At 47.1% G+C, this 18,941-nt stretch carries 16 protein-coding genes and 1 other RNA gene; 9 read left to right on the forward strand and 8 right to left on the reverse strand.

Annotated elements, in window-relative coordinates; all coding sequences use genetic code 11:
- Positions 1–18: 18 nt before the first annotated feature.
- Complete coding sequence (locus tag AC5JBY_RS13030) at positions 19–753, forward strand: TrmH family RNA methyltransferase (protein ID WP_495905033.1); 735 nt, start codon at positions 19–21, stop codon at positions 751–753.
- Here AC5JBY_RS13030 and AC5JBY_RS13035 read toward each other — a convergent pair.
- The gene (locus AC5JBY_RS13035; RefSeq protein WP_495905034.1) at positions 750–1,979 is read right to left on the reverse strand and encodes an ABC transporter permease; all 1,230 of its coding nucleotides are present in this window, start codon (positions 1,977–1,979) and stop codon (positions 750–752) included. The genes AC5JBY_RS13030 and AC5JBY_RS13035 overlap by 4 nt on opposite strands.
- 90 nt (positions 1,980–2,069) lie before the next feature.
- On the opposite strand from AC5JBY_RS13035, the gene AC5JBY_RS13040 reads away from it, so the two are divergent.
- The 4 genes from AC5JBY_RS13040 (at position 2,070) to AC5JBY_RS13055 (ending at position 5,610) form a co-directional block, all read left to right on the forward strand.
- Positions 2,070–3,359: a type IX secretion system plug protein gene (locus AC5JBY_RS13040; RefSeq protein WP_495905035.1), complete on the forward strand. Its 1,290-nt coding sequence runs from the start codon at positions 2,070–2,072 to the stop codon at positions 3,357–3,359.
- 235 nt (positions 3,360–3,594) lie between these two features.
- An RNA gene (ffs, locus tag AC5JBY_RS13045) (signal recognition particle sRNA small type) lies at positions 3,595–3,694 on the forward strand.
- A 124-nt stretch (positions 3,695–3,818) separates the two neighbouring features.
- Complete coding sequence (fsa, locus tag AC5JBY_RS13050; RefSeq protein ID WP_495905036.1) at positions 3,819–4,496, forward strand: fructose-6-phosphate aldolase; 678 nt, start codon at positions 3,819–3,821, stop codon at positions 4,494–4,496.
- A 556-nt stretch (positions 4,497–5,052) separates the two neighbouring features.
- Positions 5,053–5,610: an N-acetylmuramoyl-L-alanine amidase gene (locus AC5JBY_RS13055; protein WP_495905037.1), complete on the forward strand. Its 558-nt coding sequence runs from the start codon at positions 5,053–5,055 to the stop codon at positions 5,608–5,610.
- A gap of 10 nt (positions 5,611–5,620) precedes the next feature.
- Here the strand turns inward: AC5JBY_RS13055 and AC5JBY_RS13060 are convergent, their stop codons facing one another.
- On the reverse strand, positions 5,621–6,040 hold the full coding sequence (locus tag AC5JBY_RS13060; RefSeq protein WP_495905038.1) for a hypothetical protein: 420 nt from the start codon (positions 6,038–6,040) through the stop codon (positions 5,621–5,623).
- Between the two features lie 183 nt (positions 6,041–6,223).
- On the opposite strand from AC5JBY_RS13060, the gene AC5JBY_RS13065 reads away from it, so the two are divergent.
- Positions 6,224–7,099, forward strand: coding sequence for a bifunctional helix-turn-helix domain-containing protein/methylated-DNA--[protein]-cysteine S-methyltransferase (locus tag AC5JBY_RS13065; RefSeq protein ID WP_495905039.1), 876 nt, complete (start codon positions 6,224–6,226; stop codon positions 7,097–7,099).
- 233 nt (positions 7,100–7,332) lie between these two features.
- Here AC5JBY_RS13065 and AC5JBY_RS13070 read toward each other — a convergent pair whose 3' ends face one another.
- Entirely contained in the window at positions 7,333–7,956 is a 624-nt protein-coding gene (locus tag AC5JBY_RS13070) for an NUDIX hydrolase (RefSeq protein ID WP_495905040.1), read from the reverse strand.
- A gap of 280 nt (positions 7,957–8,236) precedes the next feature.
- Between AC5JBY_RS13070 and smc the strand changes: the two genes are divergently transcribed.
- Positions 8,237–11,758, forward strand: coding sequence for a chromosome segregation protein SMC (gene smc / locus AC5JBY_RS13075; protein WP_495905041.1), 3,522 nt, complete (start codon positions 8,237–8,239; stop codon positions 11,756–11,758).
- A gap of 83 nt (positions 11,759–11,841) precedes the next feature.
- Here smc and AC5JBY_RS13080 read toward each other — a convergent pair whose 3' ends face one another.
- Complete coding sequence (locus AC5JBY_RS13080; RefSeq protein ID WP_495905042.1) at positions 11,842–12,375, reverse strand: ferritin; 534 nt, start codon at positions 12,373–12,375, stop codon at positions 11,842–11,844.
- 74 nt (positions 12,376–12,449) lie between these two features.
- Between AC5JBY_RS13080 and AC5JBY_RS13085 the strand changes: the two genes are divergently transcribed.
- A complete protein-coding gene (locus AC5JBY_RS13085; RefSeq protein ID WP_495905043.1) occupies positions 12,450–12,779 on the forward strand; it encodes a DMT family protein in 330 nt (109 codons plus the stop codon).
- Positions 12,780–12,850: 71 nt separating this feature from the next.
- Here AC5JBY_RS13085 and AC5JBY_RS13090 read toward each other — a convergent pair whose 3' ends face one another.
- Both AC5JBY_RS13090 and AC5JBY_RS13095 read right to left on the reverse strand, forming a co-directional pair.
- The gene (locus tag AC5JBY_RS13090) at positions 12,851–13,846 is read right to left on the reverse strand and encodes a WD40/YVTN/BNR-like repeat-containing protein (RefSeq protein WP_495905044.1); all 996 of its coding nucleotides are present in this window, start codon (positions 13,844–13,846) and stop codon (positions 12,851–12,853) included.
- 850 nt (positions 13,847–14,696) lie between these two features.
- Positions 14,697–16,148: an aminopeptidase P family protein gene (locus tag AC5JBY_RS13095; protein WP_495905045.1), complete on the reverse strand. Its 1,452-nt coding sequence runs from the start codon at positions 16,146–16,148 to the stop codon at positions 14,697–14,699.
- Between the two features lie 352 nt (positions 16,149–16,500).
- Here AC5JBY_RS13095 and AC5JBY_RS13100 point away from each other — a divergent pair, with 352 nt between their 5' ends.
- Positions 16,501–17,208, forward strand: a complete 708-nt coding sequence (locus tag AC5JBY_RS13100; protein ID WP_495905046.1) for a hypothetical protein — start codon at positions 16,501–16,503, stop codon at positions 17,206–17,208.
- Here the strand turns inward: AC5JBY_RS13100 and AC5JBY_RS13105 are convergent.
- Both AC5JBY_RS13105 and AC5JBY_RS13110 read right to left on the reverse strand, forming a co-directional pair.
- Positions 17,159–17,803: a hypothetical protein gene (locus AC5JBY_RS13105; protein WP_495905047.1), complete on the reverse strand. Its 645-nt coding sequence runs from the start codon at positions 17,801–17,803 to the stop codon at positions 17,159–17,161. The two genes, AC5JBY_RS13100 and AC5JBY_RS13105, sit on opposite strands and share 50 nt — an antisense overlap.
- Positions 17,804–17,952: 149 nt before the next feature.
- Positions 17,953–18,915, reverse strand: a complete 963-nt coding sequence (locus tag AC5JBY_RS13110) for a transglutaminase domain-containing protein (protein ID WP_495905048.1) — start codon at positions 18,913–18,915, stop codon at positions 17,953–17,955.
- Positions 18,916–18,941: the final 26 nt, after the last annotated feature.

An 18,941-nucleotide genomic window follows, 5' to 3' on the forward strand; every position in this document is an offset into this window, starting at 1 on the left:
ACTTATAAACGAGGTGCAATGTTGGTTAAATCGCAGGTCAAATATATTCAAAGTTTAAGCCAGAAAAAATCAAGAGATCAGGAAGGCGTATTTATAGCCGAAGGCCCTAAGATAATTAACGAACTCTTAAGTAGGCCCAATATCCGGTTGCAACAGTTGTATGCCATCCCGGAATGGATCAGCCAGCAAGGTCAAATGCAGGCTGGTAGCGTGATAGAGATTACTGCACAGGAACTGGAACGATTGACACAGTTGCAAACCCCCAACCAGGTAATAGGCATATTTAAAAAGCCGGAATTCCCGGAAATCACCAATTACCATGAGCGCCTTACCCTCATGCTCGATACGATCCAGGACCCCGGCAACATGGGCACCATCATCCGCTGTGCCGACTGGTTTGGCATCGACACCATCATCTGCAGCCGCGACAGCGCCGATAACTTTAATCCCAAAGTGGTACAATCAACCATGGGCAGCATTAGCCGCGTACAGGTGATCTATGACGACCTGATCCCATTCATACAGCAGCATGCTGCAATACCGGCCTATGCCGCCACTTTGCATGGCACCAGCCTCCACGATATGCCCCCCATAAAAGAAGGCATCCTGGTCATCGGAAACGAGTCGAAAGGAATAGGAGAGGAGTTGTTGAAACATTGCCGTCATAAGATCACTATCCCGCGCAAAGGCCACGCAGAATCCCTCAACGCAGCAGTCGCCACAGGTATCATCCTGTCACATATTGTACGCTAACTAAACCTTATCGCTTTTACTGGTCGTATCTTTCTTACGATGATAGTGGGGATCAATAAAACAAGAAAGCAGATCACGAAAGTGCCGATATCCACCAATACCACCTGCCACCATACCACATCAGCAACAGCCTTCGACATCCAGTAAGCATCCTCAGGCAGCGGGATGAACCCATACTTTTGTTGCAGCCAGCAGATCAGCAAGCCCAGCACATTTCCAAACAATAAACCAGTGAAAGTAATAACTGCCCCATGATATAGGAAGATCTCTTGTACCGTATAATTGCTGGCGCCCAGCGCTTTTAGAATACCCACCATGCGAGTGCGTTCCAAAACAAGGATCAGCAGGCAGGTGATGAGATTAAGCGTAGCGATCACGATCATGATGATCAGCACGATCAAAATGGTCTTATCTTGCAGCGCCAGCCAGTCGAAAATATTCGGGTAAATATCCTTGATAGTCACCCCCTGCATGCCGACAGGCAACCCGGTTACGATATTTTCAGCCACGTCCTCCATCTTATCGTAATCATGCAGGAATATCTCGTATCCGCCCACCTGGTTCGAATCCCAGTCGTTCAAACGTTGAATCAACTTCAGGTCGCCAATAGCTATATGCTTATCATAATCCTCGATACCCGTCTTATAAATGCCGGCAACAGTCAGCTTGCGGGGGCGGGGAGGAGCCCCACGTTGAATGAAATAGATCAGCACCTGGTCATTCACCTTCAGGTTTAGCTGCCCAGCCGTATAAGACGACAAATTGATCTCATTACTATAACCACTATCAGCAAAATTGACCCACCGCCCTTCAACCAGGAAGTTTTGTAGGTTATTGAAATCATACCCCTTCTCCACGCCCTTCAGCAAAACAGCCTCGATCGTAGCAGAAGTTTTAAGGATTGCATTTTTGGTAGCGAAAGCCTGAACAGTCTTGATCTCGGGGTCGATCTTTTTCAGGTTCAGCACCGAATCATTCTTGGTGATCGGCGTTTCTTCGGCGATGGATACACGGGCGCCATTATAACTCTGAACACGCACATGCCCCCAAAAGCTGAAAACCTTCTGGCTGATCGTCTTTTGAAAACCATTCGCAAAAGCAAGCGTAAGGATCATTACAGCCACACTGATCACGGTGGCGCCTATAGACAGGCGGATCACGAACCGGGAAAAAGATCGTTGTTGATTAAAAGCGATGCGGCGGGCAATAAAAGCGGCGATGTTCAATCGGCATGATTTTTCGGTCGTAAAAATAGCAGAAAGCAACCATACCACTCCAAAAAGCTGTCTTTAAGTGGATTTCTATAACTTCAACCCATGAAACGGATGAAAAATCTATTGCTTACCATTATCCTCGTAAAGCTGGCAATAGCCACGCAGGCGCAGATTCCCGATGCAGTTTATTCTCCCCGTATACAAACAGTACTCCTGCATCCTCCAGGCAACCAGCTGGCGCCCCCCATCATCCAGTTGGGCGCAATAGGAGCGCTGGAGCTCCATTTCGACGACCTCGATGCCAACGTTAAAAATTATTACTATACCTTCCAGCTCTGCAATGCCGACTGGACGCCGGCCATTCTCAGCCAGTTCGATTACGTCAAAGGCTTCTCTCAGCAACGTATCAACACCTATCGCGTATCATCCGTAGCCTTCACACGCTACACACATTACCAGGCTTCATTACCCGATAACAACTGCGCACCCAGTCGTACGGGCAACTACATATTGAAAGTTTTCCTCAATGGAGATACGTCCAAAACGATCATAACCAAACGCATGATGGTGTACAGCGAAGCTGCATCCATCACGGCACAGATCCAGCAGCCATTCAATGGACAGATATTTCGCACACACCAGAAATTACAATTCAAAATAGCCCTCAACGAGCGCCTCAATGTAGTAAACCAGTTCCAGCAGGTTAAAGTAGTACTGATGCAAAACTACCGCTGGGACAATGCAGTCACCAACATACGGCCCTCATTCTTCTCGAGAAATGTGTTGGAGTACAATACGGAGAACGATGCTGTATTCCCGGCCGGCAAAGAGTGGCGCTGGCTTGATATGCGCAGCTTCCGCTTTCAGAGCGATCGGATAGAGAAAGCAATATATGGCAACACCAGTACAGATATCATAGTGCGGCCTGATGCCAACAGAAGCACACAGCGGTTCAACTTCTTCAGAGACAACAATGGCATGTTCACCATCGAAACCACCGAGAGCATCAATCCCTGGTGGCAGGCAGATTATGCTACGGTGAAATTCACCTTTGTGCCAGGCAACAATTCGCCCTTCCCCGATAAAGATGTATTCATTGTAGGACAACTCACCAACTACAACCTCAACGACAGCGCTAAGATGATCTTCAACACAGAAAAAGGAGTCTATGAAAGATCACTCTTCCTGAAAATGGGATACTATGATTATTGCTATGCCACCATCGACCGCAACGATCAAAAAAGGCTTGCTTCCTTTGAATATACCGAAGGCAATTATTGGGAAACCGAAAACAACTACACCATATTAGTATACTATCGCCCATTGGGTGGCCGCGCCGATGAATTGGTAGGGCTCACCACCGTCAACTCCCTTACCGGCCGCCCACGTTAATAATTGAACATTGAGCGTTAAATCCTGTTATAAGTAAAGAAGCAAATGCTGTCCCGGTAGGGAGTGTAGTAATCCGGCCTTCCTTTTCACCCTTTCAACTTATCAACCTGTCAGCCATTGCGCATTGACAATTACAACATTGTAAACTGTGCTAAAATTCTCAATGTTCACATTTTCAATGCATAAAATTCAATTCAGTAATTGGTAATTGATTGTTTTACCGTATCTTTGCAGCCGGCAGGTCTTACACGACCAGCTCCTGTTGAACCCCCCCAGGGCCGGAAGGCAGCAAGGGTAGACGGTTGTAGCGGTGCGATGTAAGTAATCTGCCTTTTTTTCTTTTTTTTATCCAAGAGCCTGGCCAATGGTAACCTGCACACTTCTTACCTCCACACAATTTGCTTCCAACGCAGCGGCTACAGGTACATCCAAAATAACATCTCATAAATTTTAAATAGTATGAAATTTTTCATTGATACAGCTAACCTGGCGCAGATCAAAGAAGCCCACGAATTAGGTATCCTGGATGGCGTTACAACCAATCCCTCTCTGATGGCCAAAGAAGGCATCAAAGGAGAAGACGCAATCCTGAAACACTACCTCACCATCTGTGAAATGGTAGACGGCGACATCAGCGCTGAAGTACTCTCTACTGAGTTTAAAGACATCGTAGAAGAAGGAAAGAAACTGGCAGCTATCCACCCAAACATCGTGGTGAAAGTGCCTATGATCAAGGATGGCGTAAAAGCGATCAAGTACTTCTCCGACAATGGTATCAAAACCAACTGTACACTGGTATTCTCTGCTGGCCAGGCGATCCTCGCCGCTAAAGCAGGCGCTACCTACCTGTCACCCTTCATCGGTCGCGTTGACGACAGCAACTGGGACGGTGTACAACTGATCGAACAGATTTCCCACATCTATAACCTCCAGGGATATAAAACAGAGATCCTGGCCGCTTCTATCCGCAGCCCCCTCCACATCGTAAAATGTGCAGAAGCAGGAGCAGACGTAGTGACCAGCCCACTGGAACCAATCCTCGGATTGCTGAAACACCCGCTCACTGACATCGGACTGGCTAAGTTCCTGGAAGATGCTAAGAAAATGGCTGCCCCCGCACTGGCAGGCGCGAAATAAGCAACAGATTATAAATAATTACCGAAAAACGCTCCCAACCCGGGAGCGTTTTTTTTGTTGTACGCTACTTGCGACGCAAAGGCGTATCAGCGCAAATGGAATTGCCCGGTCCTTTAGGGCCGGGATAACGAATCACCCCAACCCCTCTGGGCTTTAGCCCAATTGAGCCCAGCTCCCCGCTGCCCTTCCCCAGGGTTCCTGTCCGGATACTAAAGAGCTCAAGACTACCAAAGGCTATCCAAAAGCAAGACAGAGGCAAGATAAAAGCAAGGAAATAGCAAGGTAATAGCAAGACAACAACCCTCAAATGCAGGCTGGACGCGGAAATCTCAGTTTGAGTACTTTGGAGAAGTGGTATAATAAACTATAAATCAACATATAGCAGAGAATTAAAAACGAAAAAGTCAGTCTCTCTCCCTTATCAACCTTTCAACTTATTAACCTGTCAACCTTCAAACCTGTTTGCCTTTCCCGGAAATCACCCGTCTAAAAACAAGTATATTCACCTACCCTAATTTAACGAAAAAAAGTCAACTTAGGGTCAAATACAAGCACTATGAACATTCAAGTACTACAACCATTCCTGCCATCCAGGGATCGCACCAACAAACCGGAATTGATAGTCTTGCATGCAACCGCCGGCGGAACGGCCAAAAGCAGCATCAACCATTTAAGAGGAGTGGGCCTTAGCTACCACTACATCATCACGCGCGACGCAAAAGATACCAGCAACAGCGCCGCAGCCCAAAACACAGAGCCGATCATTTTTCAGTGCGTGGCCAACAACAAACATGCCTTCCACACAGGATCAACAATACCCGCACCCGGAGGCCAGGGCATCAATAAATCATCCATTGGCATTTCACTGGCCAACATACAACGCAAGACCAACCCCGAGCCATATCCGGCAAAGCAAATAGCCGCCCTCAATGAATTGCTGGCACACCTCAAAACAGCAGTGCCCTCATTAAAATTCCTGACAATACACGCAGTCGTACAACCCTGGAACCGGGCCGACCCATTGAAGATCGATGGAAAGAAACTGGCCGAGAAACACGGCTACATTTGGTGGGTGCCAACAGCTGAACAGATCAAAGCCCACACACCGAAGTAATATTTAAATACTAATTGAAGTTTCGCTTCCTCCTGCGTGCAGGAGCAGATCCACCTTGGAGCACTTCGTCCATGGTTTTAAGTCTTTCCACGGTATCACGCGTCTTCATATAAATAACAACCTCTTTCCACACCTGCGGATTGCCCTTCAAGGTGGCTTTCACTGTTACAGCAGAGTCTTTAAAGGCACTGTCGATAATAAGACTGTTCCCTTCAAACCTGCCTGCTGAGCAAGAGAAGTTCAACTCCTTTGCCGTTAGCGGCTGCCAGCGGCCGTTAGACAGTTTCCCATCTACATTGATGTAATTGTGAACCCCCTTCTTCAGGCTGTCCGTATACAGGTGAAAGAAAATACTATCCACCTGTTGCGCCTGAGCAGAACGCCCCGCCAACATCAGCGTAGAAAATAAGATATAATAAAATAATCTCAAGAGTAAGCGATTTATACACTACAAGAACGGGAAATACAGCCAAACAGTTGTATCCCTGAGCTGTTAAATATACAAGGAAGCCTCAACCTATCCCTTTCATGTAATTCGTGTTCCAATATAGCAAGAAACGGGTTGAGCAGGCCGGCGAATACAGGGAAATTGCATACACTAATAAAAACCACCATGCTTTCCGAAAAAATATTAAATTTTGAACCTGTGACTACCAATGCTTACCAATACGAGCAGATAGCGCGGGCCATTGATTACCTGTACGTTAACTTCCGTGCCCAGCCCAGCCTGGAAGAGGTGGCGGCCCAGGTCAACATGAGCGCCTTCCATTTTCAGCGCATGTTCACTGAGTGGGCAGGCATCAGCCCCAAACGCTTCCTGCAATTCCTCACCACCGACTACCTGAAACACCGGATTACCGGGTTCGATAATCTGTTGGATGCAGCAGACGCAGCCGGACTATCCAGCCAGTCGAGGGTATACGACCTTTTTGTAAATCTGGAAGCAGTGACGCCACAGGAATACAAAGAAAAAGGCAACGGCATCCGCATAGAATATGGATTTCACAACACCCCATTCGGAGAATGCATAATAGGAGTTACAGGCCGGGGCATATGCCACCTGTCCTTCCTGCAGGAAGACAACAGGAGCACAGCAGTAGAAGGACTCGAAAGAGCCTGGGAAAATGCAACAGTGCGTGAGAACAGCCGCAATACAGAGACGATGGCGAGCGCTATCTTCAACCGTAAACCGGGAAAGCAGGAAAAGCTGAGTGTGCTGGTGAAAGGAACCAACTTCCAGGTCAAAGTATGGAATGCCTTGCTGGAAGTACCCTATGGCAATGTAACAACCTATCAGTCCATTGCCCGGCATATTGAGTTACCCAACGCCTTGCAGGCAGTAGGAACAGCCATCGGGGCCAATCCCATAGCTTACCTGATACCCTGTCATCGTATCATTCGCAAAAACCTCATTATTGGCGAATACCACTGGGGGCCCGAACGCAAAAAAGCCATGCTCGGTTGGGAAATGGCAAAGACAGCGATCTAAAACATTTCAGAAGAAGAGCTTGGTCGATGTGATGTTGTCATTTTGAATGTACTTCTCCCTTACTTGTCATTTCGAACGGAGCCATTAGGGCTTTTAAAATTTACGAAATAACGGCGCAGTGAGAAATCTGCTTGCGAAACAAAGGCATATCGAAGTAAAAGAAATTGCCCGGCCCTTTAGGGCCGGGATTAAGATCAACCAACCTCTCTTTGGGCTTTAGCCCAATGAAGCCATCAATCAAAGTAAGCCACAGGATCAGAACCAGTCGCCTTTTTATACAACAACTCGATCTGCGAACGCAGTATCCTGTCCTCCGACAATTCCGGCAATTTATTCAACGGAAAGAAACCTACGTCGAGGATATCAAACCCCTTTTGCAAGCGCAACTCTCCCGTCAGCTCACACAACAAAGCAAACTTATACACGTAAAACGCCTGCGCAGGGTGGGGGTGACACTTCTTATCAAACACGGCCAGCAGCCGCGTAGCCTTTACAGCCAGCCCGGTCTCCTCGCGAAATTCTTTTACAACCACTTCGCCAGGTGATAACCCAATATCCGCCCAGCCCCCCGGCAATGTCCACTTACCGTCAGCCATTTCTTTCGCCAACAGAATTTCACCTGCTTCATTCAGCAGCAAACCACGCACGTCCACTTTGGGAGTAGGATAGTCCTTATTAGGCGCGTAAAAATTTCGGATCACTTCTACCGGTTGATCGATCAGCAGACCAGACATCTCATGACTGATCTCCAGCAGCTCTGCATACCGCTCCCGGTCATAATCATTAGTATTATATAAAAGGCCAATGTCGGCAATAGACTTGATACGCTTGGCGAGATTAAGCAGGGTACTATTCACGATACTTTATATATTATAAGGATACTGCGGCAAAAGAAGTGCTAATTCCCAATGTAGCGGTTTTTTATTAAACCTCAATGAGTTAGTGTTATTTATAGTGTGTATTACCTGTCAGAGTTATTCACGATGCAATACCATTTTATCCACAAGTTGCCGCGGATATCCACATGGTGCAGTGTTTGTGTATAATTCCATGTGGGTAACCCTGTGAAGAACTATTACCCTGTGTAATTTGTATCTCCATTCTTCTATATTTGCTGTCCTTAAAAAATAAGACACTGTGCGATTAAAGAGTTTAGAAATTAAAGGTTTCAAGAGTTTTGCCGACAAGACCATACTGAACTTCGATGAAGGAATTACTGGCGTTATCGGGCCCAACGGCTGCGGTAAAAGTAATATCATCGATAGCATCCGGTGGGTTATTGGAGAGCAAAAGATCAGTCACCTGAGAAGTGAGAACCTCGAAAGCCTGGTGTTCAATGGTTCAAAAACACGTTCAGCCAGCGGATTGGCAGAAGTGAGCCTCACCTTTGAAAATACCAGGAACCTGCTGCCCACAGAGTTCAACACCGTTACCGTTACCAGGAAGTTCTATAAAAGTGGCGAAAGCGAATACCGCCTCAATGATGTACAATGCCGCCTGAAAGACATCCAGAACCTCTTCATGGATACGGGTGTCAGCACGGACAGCTACGCCATCATCGAGTTGGGCATGGTAGACGAGATCATTAAAGATAAAGAGAACAGCCGTCGCCGCATGTTGGAACAGGCAGCTGGTATTACTATATATAAGACACGTAAAAAAGAGGCCAAGCAAAAACTGGACGCCACCGAGCAGGATCTGGCCCGTATTGAGGACTTGTTATTCGAGATCAACAACCAGTTGAAAAGCCTCGAGAACCAGGCAAAAAAAGCAGAGAAGTACTACGAGATAAAGAAAGAATACCGCGAAGTAAGCATCGAGCTGGCCAAGGCCTCACTGGAAGGGTTCAACCTCACCTGGCGCGACCTCAATACCCAGTCTGAAACAGAGACCGATAAAAAGATCAGGCTCGAAGCAGAGATCGCCAACGAAGAAGCAGTGATAGAAGCTGAAAAAGTAGGCTTCATCGAAAAAGAACGCGCCCTGCAAAGCATGCAGCACGAGTTCAACGACTTGCTACAAACACTAAGAACAAAAGAGAACGATAAGAACCTCGCTTCACAACGACTCAACTTCCTGAAGGAAAAAGAAAACAACCTGCAGGAGTTCATGAACAAGAGCGAAGGACAGCTGAAAGGACTGGAAGAGAGCATCGAGTTTACCAGCCTGCAGATAGGAGAGGAAGAAGGAAAGCTCGAAAGCCTCCAGAACCAGCTCGAAGACCTGAAAGAAACTTCAGAGGAAAAGCGCAAAGTATTTGATGAAAAGCGCGTAACGGTCGACAGCCTCCGCAGCGAGAACCTGAACATGCAGCGCAACCAGTTCGACGCGGAAAAGAAAGTGGCCATTGCCGACAACTCCATCCGCAACCTGGAGCAAAGCATTGCCCGCCTCGAAGAAGAGCAGGAAGTGCGCAACAGCCAGCTCAAACAACTGGAAGAAGAGCGCATCACCAAAGAAGAAGAATTGGAAAGCCGCCAGCGTGATCTGCAACAACTGCAGGAACACCACGAGCGCACCAAAGAACAGATATTACAAACGCAAGGCGAAATGGAACGCCTGCGTCAGGAACTGGCCGAAGAAAGCCGTAAACTGGATGCCAAAAAGAACGAATACGACCTGCTGAAAAGCCTGATCGATTCCATGGAAGGCTATCCCGAGAGCGTAAAGTTCCTGCACAAAAACCCCAACTGGAACCACACAGCGCCCATCCTGTCAGACATCATCTACGTAAAAGAAGAGTTTCGCGCAGCAGTAGAAAACGTGCTGGAGCCTTACCTCAACTACTACGTGGTAAACGACCTGCAGGAAGGCCTCCAGGCAGTACACCTGCTCGATGCCAATAAAAAAGGCAAGGCAAACTTCTTCCTGCTGGATAAGCTGAACGGACAGAACGGAGCAGCAGCACAACAGCCCGAAGGCACGATCCCTGCCATGCAGGTGATCGAGGTAGATGCACAATACCGCCAACTGGCCGAGCACCTGCTGGGACAGGTATTCATCGCAGAAAACGAAGACGCACTGAGCAACAGCAACGGCGCCATCGTACTCGAAAAACACGGTAAATACGTAAAAGGAAAATACTCACTCACCGGCGGTAGCGTAGGTGTGTTTGAAGGAAAGAAGATCGGTCGCGCCAAGAACCTCGAAAAACTGGCCGAGCAGATCCAGGCACAGGAGATCATTGTAAAAGGATTGAAAGACGCGATCCAGGAGAAACACAATGAAGTGCTGGCCTACAACGAGCAGTTGAAAGAAACAGCCATCAAACAGGCACAGGGAGATATCAACCACCTCACCAACCTAGTGTTCTCCCTGCAAAACAAGATCGAGAACCTGCACGGCATGAAGAGCACATCGCAGAACAGGCTCGAAGAACTGCAGATCAACCTCGAAAATACAAGCTCATCCATATCAGGTACCCGCGAAGAATGGCAGCAACTGGTAGCCCAGCTCAATGAAGTGCGTGATAAGTTGCAGGCAGCAGAAAGCGATTACAAATCAGCAGAAGGCCAGTACCACAGCGCCCTGGCTACCTACAACGAGTTCAACCTGCAGGTAACACGCCAGCAGAGCAAGATCAACGCACTGACCACGGAACTCCAGTTCAAACGCAACCAGCTCACAGGCCTGCGCACCCAGATCGATACCAATGCCTCCCAGTTGAAACAAACCGTGGAGAACATTACCGAAAGCGAAGAAACACTCGCAGGAGCAGAGAACGGGTTGATCGATATGATGCGGAAGAAAGAGGAGTCAGAGAAAGTGCTGAACGAAGCCGACCAGACATACTACAACATCCGTAATACACTCAACGAAAAAGAAAGCGAATTACGCCATAAAGTAAAAGAGCGTGAGCAACTGGAACACCTGCTCACGGATATTAAGGATAGGCTCAACGAGTTGAAGCTCCAGCTGGCAGGAATGAAAGAAAGGCTGAATGTGGAGTTCCGCATCAACCTCGACGACATCATCGACCAGCCAAGAACAGGAGAAGTGCCCACAGAAGAACTGCAGGAAAAGAGCGACCGGATGAAGAAGCGCCTGGAAAACCTCGGCGAGGTGAACCCTACGGCGATCGAAGCATTCCAGGAAATGAAGAAACGCTACGAGTTCATCCTCGAGCAGAAGAATGACCTGGTAACGGCCAAAGACAGCCTGTTACAAACCATACAGGAAGTGGAAGCTACTGCCAACCAGCAGTTCCTCGACACCTTCAATCGCGTGCGCGATAACTTCCAACGCGTATTTAAAGCACTCTTCACAGAAGACGATACGGCCGATATGATCCTCGAGAACCCGGAGAACCTGGCAGAAACGAGCATCGACATCGTCGCCAAGCCCAAAGGAAAACGGCCTTCATCCATCACCCAGTTGAGTGGGGGAGAGAAGACCCTGACCGCTACAGCCCTGCTGTTTGCGATCTACCTCATCAAGCCCGCCCCCTTCTGTATCCTCGATGAGGTGGACGCCCCGCTGGATGATGCCAACGTAGGCAAGTTCACCAACATGATCCGCAAGTTCTCCGAAGAAAGCCAGTTCATCATCGTTACCCACAACAAACAAACGATGAGCACCGTGGATGTGATATATGGAGTAACCATGCAGGAGCCAGGCGTAAGCAAACTGGTACCAGTAGACTTTAGAAGTCTCAACTAAGCTCAATCAGGTCTCGTTAATAAATCAAAAATCCCGCTTTCGTGCGGGATTTTTCGTTTACACTATTTTGAAACAGTGAAGTATTAATGTCCGTGGCCACCTTTACCCTTGCCACCACTGCCGCCATGCGGGTTCAGCGCACCCAGATCACGGTCAAACAGGTACATACCACCCTTGTCTTCACCAATTAGCTTCAGCTTATCCAGGATCTGACGTGCCAGGCTTTCCTCTTCGATCTGCTCCGTCACATACCACTGCAGGAAGTTGTGCGTAGTATAATCCTTCTCTTGAATACAAAGTTCCACCAGCGCATTGATCTCGTTGGATACCTTCACCTCATGAGAGTGAACGATCTCGAAGATCTCCTGGATATTCTTGAAATCCTTTTGCGGAGCGGCAAATGGAGGAACGATCGCATGACCGCCACGATCATTGATATAATGAAATAACTTAAGCATGTGCTGGCGTTCTTCGTCAGAATGATGATAAAGGAACTGCGCTACGCCAGTATAACCCTTTACTTCTGCCCAGGAGCCCATGGCCAGGTAATACATGGAAGAAAAACCTTCCAGATCGATCTGCCTGTTGAGCGCTGCGTCAATTTTACTGGATATCATAATATCTAAGTTTTGGGATGAATATACGAATTTCTAATTTCGACACTTCTAACCAGCTATAAAAATAATCAACTATGCATACAATCCTGTTACTATTGGCATCCAATATATTCATGACAATTGCTTGGTATGGTCACCTCAAACAAGAAAATGTACCATTGTGGAAAGCCATACTGGTAAGCTGGGGCATCGCCTTCTTTGAATACTGCCTCATGGTGCCTGCCAATCGGCTGGGCTACTCCAATGGCTTCAACGGCTTCCAGCTAAAAATGACACAGGAAGTGATCACCCTGGTTGTATTCACCGTCTTCGCCATTGTCTACCTCAAAGAACCCTTCCATTGGCGCTACCTCGTAAGCTTCGGATTATTATTAGGCGCAGTATATTTTGCGTTTAAGAAGTAACATTATAAGACCTGACAGGTTTTTGCCAGGCGCAAGCTAAGCGAAACCTGTCAGGTCTCACAGCTCGCAGCTTATTGAACTAACCTTGCTATTCTCCCATTACCGCCTGCTAAGAAAACCGCATTCCCTTTCTTAGCCTTGCTGCACGTGTGAAAACCTTCCTTGGAGATCAACTGCCAGGTGTTGCCACCATCATTGGAAATATCGACACCCGGTACGCCACAGGTGATCAGCTGCTGCGCAGTAATATAAGCCACACAACTGCGGTATCCATTGGGGCCAGCCAGTGGCTCATGCCAGGTCTTCATACCGTCGGTTGAGATAAGACAGTTTTGAGTAGTATCCTGTTGATGCTCATAATCACCCGCAACAACGATAGCCTGCTTGCCATAAATAGCGATAGAATTAGGGCCGGTCATCTCCTGACCCTGAATGATCGGCAACGTTTCAGTGCGGCCTGGCTCGATGAGGCGGGCCACCTTGCCACCAGATACAGCGGTAAACGATCCATTCTTGTGATACCGGACATTAGTGCCGCTGGCCGCAAAGAAACCCTCCTCCTTGGCCGGTATATCAGCAGTAGATCTCTTCCAGGAATTGCCACCATCATTAGTGGTTACGATAAATATCTTTCCGTCGATAGGGTCACCCACAGCAATACCTTTTTTGTTATCATAAAAATCCATGGCATCGAGGAACATGCCCTTGGTAGTATCGTGAAAAACGGTTTTCCAGCTTTTGCCACCATCGGTAGTTTTGAGGATATTGCCCGGCTCAGCAATAGCAACGATCACAGCAGTCTTGTCATCGAAAGCCTCTATATCGCGGAAATCCCTTTTCTCGAAGCCCGCTACAGTTGTCCATTCCCAGGTCTTGCCGCCATCGGTCGACCGCCCCACCTTACCCTTGCTGCCGCTCACCCAGATCACTTGATCGTTCACCACACATAAACCCCGCAGGCTGGTCTCGGTGCCGCTGGTAAGAACTTCGATACGCTGTGCTTGGGTAGTAGAAGCCAAAAAGAGAAAACAGGCTAGGAATGTCGTTTGGATAGATTTGATCATCATGACGTTAAGGTAAGCAAAAATCAAAAAGCCATCGCACTCCTCCCAGAGAACGATGGCTTTTCGAATGTCTTAATTCTTTCAGTCGATCGAAGGTAAACTCATTTCATAGACATTGGATACTCGAACATTTTGATCTTTGGCGGCTGGGTTTTCAGGATATCGACTGGGTTTCACGGACATTGGACACGTTGGTTTTTCCGGTCTTCAGATATTGGATACTATATGGTCTTTCAGGATTATTCTAACAAACCTTGGCTACTACCAGAGATCACAGGATGGGGTTCAGTTAGGGATTTCAATAGGACTTTTCAATCGATATTGGATGGACTTGGATATTGAACTTCGGACTTTCGTGGGATATTGGATCAACTTAAACAAAGGTAACGTTAGACCATTATTTGACATAGCGCAAATCTGCCCTGTTTTTCGGCTTCAGTTATTCCCCGTCGTATCGTAAAAATCGCTATCTGATCTCGCTATATTACTTTTACGCGAATAGTAGAACTGCGAAAAACTACCGGATTTTCGGGTATATACTCGATGTTTTATGGTATTTATACGGTCTTTCAAAAAGGGCACCCTTAGACCCCACCCGCACCATTTTAAGGGGTACACCCCCTCCCAAACGCAAGCCGGGCACGGATTTTAAAGTATACCTGCCCCCTTGCCTTAACGCTCCACTAACCGGTATTTCACTCGCTCGCCTCCGGCGAGAGAGGGTATTCCGTAGCCTCCGGCTACAACATCTAAACCTGTTAGGTAACCGAAGCCCACCGTAATTTTACTGCCCTTAAAAACAACAGTCGCCAGCTTACCGCTGGCGACTGTCCAAAATGTATTTAAACAACTATTAGAACCCTTTCTTGGCCGACTTCAACTTAGGTAAGATGAAGTTGTCGAGCGGACTTTTCTCAGCCACAGTCTTCTCGATATCGCTGATCTTGCGCGGCGCTGCCCAGGAAAGCAATTCATAATCCTTCTCCTTGATCAGCAGGTCATCCTCGATCCGTACAGCAATACCCCACCACTTCTTGTCACAAGGGCTGTTCTCAGGAATGTAAATGCCCGGCTCGATGGTGATCACCATACCCTTCTTCAGCTTGGAAGAAGCACTCCGGTCGTGTACATCCAGGCCAATATGATGACCCAGCCCATGCGGGTAGTATTTATTCACGTCTTCCTTCTTGCTGATGATCCCCAGCTTCACCATGCCATCCGCAATAAGTCCACGGGATACCTTATCCAGCTCTTGCCAGGTAGTACCCTCTTTGCACAACTTGAAAGCAGCTTCCTGCGCTTCATATACCAGTTCATAGATAGCCTTTTGCTCGGCAGTAAACTTACCGTTCGTAGGCACGGTGCGCGTAACGTCGGCAGTATAACCATGATATTCAGCGCCCACATCCATCAACACCATCTTATTCTCTACATGCAGCTTCTCATTCTCCTGGTAGTGCAGCACACAACCATTATTACCTGCGCCAACGATAGAAGGATAACCCACATACTCGGCGCCATACTTTTTATGAACGAACTCGTGTAAACCCTGCACCTCTCTTTCCGACATATCAGGTTTTACCGCTCTCATCACTTCAGCCTGTCCCTGGCAGGATATTTCCACCGCCTTGCGCAGCAAAGACAGTTCCTCTTCCGTTTTTATCTCCCGCAACTGGCCGGTATATTGACGGAACTGTGTAGTGCCAAAACGTTTATCCTGCGCATAATTATCGGTGATCTGCGCCTTCTCCTTTAGTTGTTGGATCAGGTCAAACAGGTCGGCATTATCATAACGCGCGTCAGCCATATCAGTAGGCAGACGGTCGAGAATGATCTTGTCAAACTTCGAGAAGTCGATATTAGTGCCCTTGAAGTCTTCCCCGTTGAAAACATGTGTAAAGCCCAGCTTTTGCTTGGCCCCTTCCACACCCATTCTCTTACCGGTCCACTGTTCGGCCTGCGCATTACGCTTTTGTACAAACAGGAGCTCCTTGAAAGTGCTGCCATCAGCAGCCGTTTGAGGCTCTTTGAACACCAGCAACATAGAATGAGGCTCTTTATATCCGGAGAAATAATACATATCAGGATTCTGATGATATACATAATCCACGTCATTCGAGAAGTTGCGGGTAGGGAAGGCCCATACAACAGTCACCGAATTGGCCGGCATCAAAGCACGCAAAGAATCCCGGCGCCCTGCATGGAAAGCAGGCGTCAGGTAATCATCAGGAAGGTCATCCGATTGAGCAAAAGTTGGGGCGGTAGATAGCAGCGCAGCCGCTATAACGAAATCGCGTAAACGCATAGTTAGTTTTTTAAAGCATCATTGAATACAATAAAAATAATCAATGTTGTAATGGCAATCCGACCAAATGGGTTGGGCGGTAGGGAATACAGGCGAATGGCGGGTTTCAGCCCGAAATGAGACCCGCATGATCGGCGTTAGAACTTAGAAAAACTTCCCAATTTTAGACACTAAATTCAAGGTATTTGGGTAGAAAAAAGACCGTGAAACGGTAATTATACGAGCCCCTTTCAAAAGCCGCAAAACCCTATCGTATTTTATGCAGGAGGTTTCAAGGTAGTAATACTGAAAAAGCCATAGCATGCAATATTTCGTTATTTTTTTGCGATTTTACAGAGTAATAGCCAGCATAGTGAAAGATAACATTTACCTGGTCGTATCAGTCTTAACGGTCATCATGTCCTTTGTACCTGCAGTGATCGTAATGCTTAAAAAACTTTGGCAGGCTTCCCCCTTTCAATACTTCGCGATATACTGGATCATCAACGGATTGGTCAATATCATGTTCCTTTTTGACAAGATCAATAAGCAATTCGTTGAAGTTACCAGCGTCATATACAATGCACTCGATATTCCGATGATGGTAGGCATCATCTATCTCTCAGCCTTTTCACTGGCACTCAAGAAATTCATCCGCATAGGAATGGGCATCTTTATACTATTCGAAATATTCTGCCTCATACGCGGAGGATTAAAATACGACTCGTTGAAATATGTGCTTGGAGTAGGCTTATTATTCATCATGACCATTATCATCTGGCAGATATCACTCTACCTCCAGCAGGTGGTACATGCTACGCGCGAAAAAGCCCTGCTCCTCATCCACGGCGCCTTGCTCTTTCAATATGGCACCTACATCGTAGTATATATATTCGATTACTTCCTGCAGAACGTAGCAGATGGGGTCGATAAATTCCTGATCTATTACATCTCCACCATCATCTCGATCGGTATCGGCAGTAGCGGACTATTGCTGAAAGGATTGCAAAAACTGCCCGCCACCACAGCCATCAGACGATCTTTCTGGGCGGAGTCGCAGGAAAGACCTGGAGCACAATAGCTGTAATGAACAACAAGTTCTTGAACAAGTTGGAAACCGCATGCATGGCCCAGTTCTGTTCCCATTGCTTACCCACCGTAATAAAGAAGAAAAAATTACCCGACAGATACACCAGGCAACCCAATGTGATCCAGAAAGCCGCTTTCTTATGGATCAGCTCCATAGGATCATCCATCAGCCATTCGTGAAACAACAACAGACTGTAGCTGATAATGAGGATCACAGCCGTACCCGCATTAAGACGGCTGTAATAAACTATCCCGAATTTCTGTAGCTCGAAGATCAATGTTATGAGGAAGATCACAGACCCCGCCAATACCCACCTTTTATAAGCCCTTCTTTGGAAGAACCGGTAAAAGAACAACGTGAACACAGTGTATTCAAAAATGGTAAAAGCAAAAGACAATACCCGGGCAGCTGAAGAACTGGACACGATAAATGCTGGAATGCGGTCAACGACAAAAGCAACAATGGCATAAATGGATAACAACCTGAACGTAGGGTCCACACGGACCGGACGTTGTATTAGAAGAAGAATAGGTATGGCCAATAACGAATAGGACGATATAATGGCTGCAAGGGGTGCTACAGTCATGCCTTAACCGAATTACTCTAAATGTAGCACTAATAGATTACAAAAGAACAATGAATGTGACGAATGGGGTATGAAACGCCAAAATCAGGTTGTCACCTGATAGATTTATTGAAAATTGTTGTGGTATTGCTTCAAAAAGCTCGTTGCCCTTATAGATCGATGATCGCATAAGCCTTTTCACTCAAATAAGGACCGCCCGGATGCTTGGCTGTATAGTCCAGGTTGATCCAGTACTTCCCATCCTGCTCGTGATAATAGATATTATCGATAGGCCGGTCGCTGAAAAGATAAATGATCGCCTGCTGCAGGTGATCGAAAGCCTTCTTATCACCGGCATACAATTCAGGATACAGGTGCCCCTCAGACAATACCATGCGGCAATGGGCACCGATGGCCTTAAGGCAGGAGACCATAACAATCGAGTGATCGTCACAATCGCCACCCATTCCATTCAGGATAGTTTCGCGGGCAGTGGCAAAATACTCGTCCCGCTCAGAGTCCGACACATACTTGAAGTTGGAATTGATATACTTGAAAAGAGAAAGCGTACGAACGATAGGACCATACTTAGTATGATATTCATCAAAGTTGTCCAGCGAATGCTGCACGGCAAAATTCCGTACCACAGAGTCACTGGAGTTGACTTTGGATTGCAGCGCCTTGATAGTCTTGGTAAGCGGGCCGTCGAAGATACCAGGCGTAAGCACGAGGTCCGTTTCCTTTTGCCCGTTGCGTCCCCAGTTGTTTTCAACCATCGTCTTATAATCAGTCACCATGCTGCTGAAACCATATCCATTGGTGAGCTGGTTATATATTAGGACCAGTACACACAATGCAACCGCAGGGATCAATAAAAAGCGGAATAATCGTAATATAAGCCACGTGGCCAGGCCGGCCAATAAAAGTGAAACAGTAAGGTCAAGATTCCAGTCACCGATCATCAATGGCGGAATATACCGGTTGATGAGCGGGGCCAGGGGTAATATCGTAAGAATGCTGACAATGACCAGCAATACTTTACGTATTGTAATATACTTATCGTCATTTAGATTCATACCTGTAGCATCCATTATATCCAGTGAAAATTGTACCAATTTACTCTTGATTACCATGATATCCAGCTAAGCAGGTAGTTTAA

Source organism: Paraflavitalea sp. (assembly GCF_059502485.1).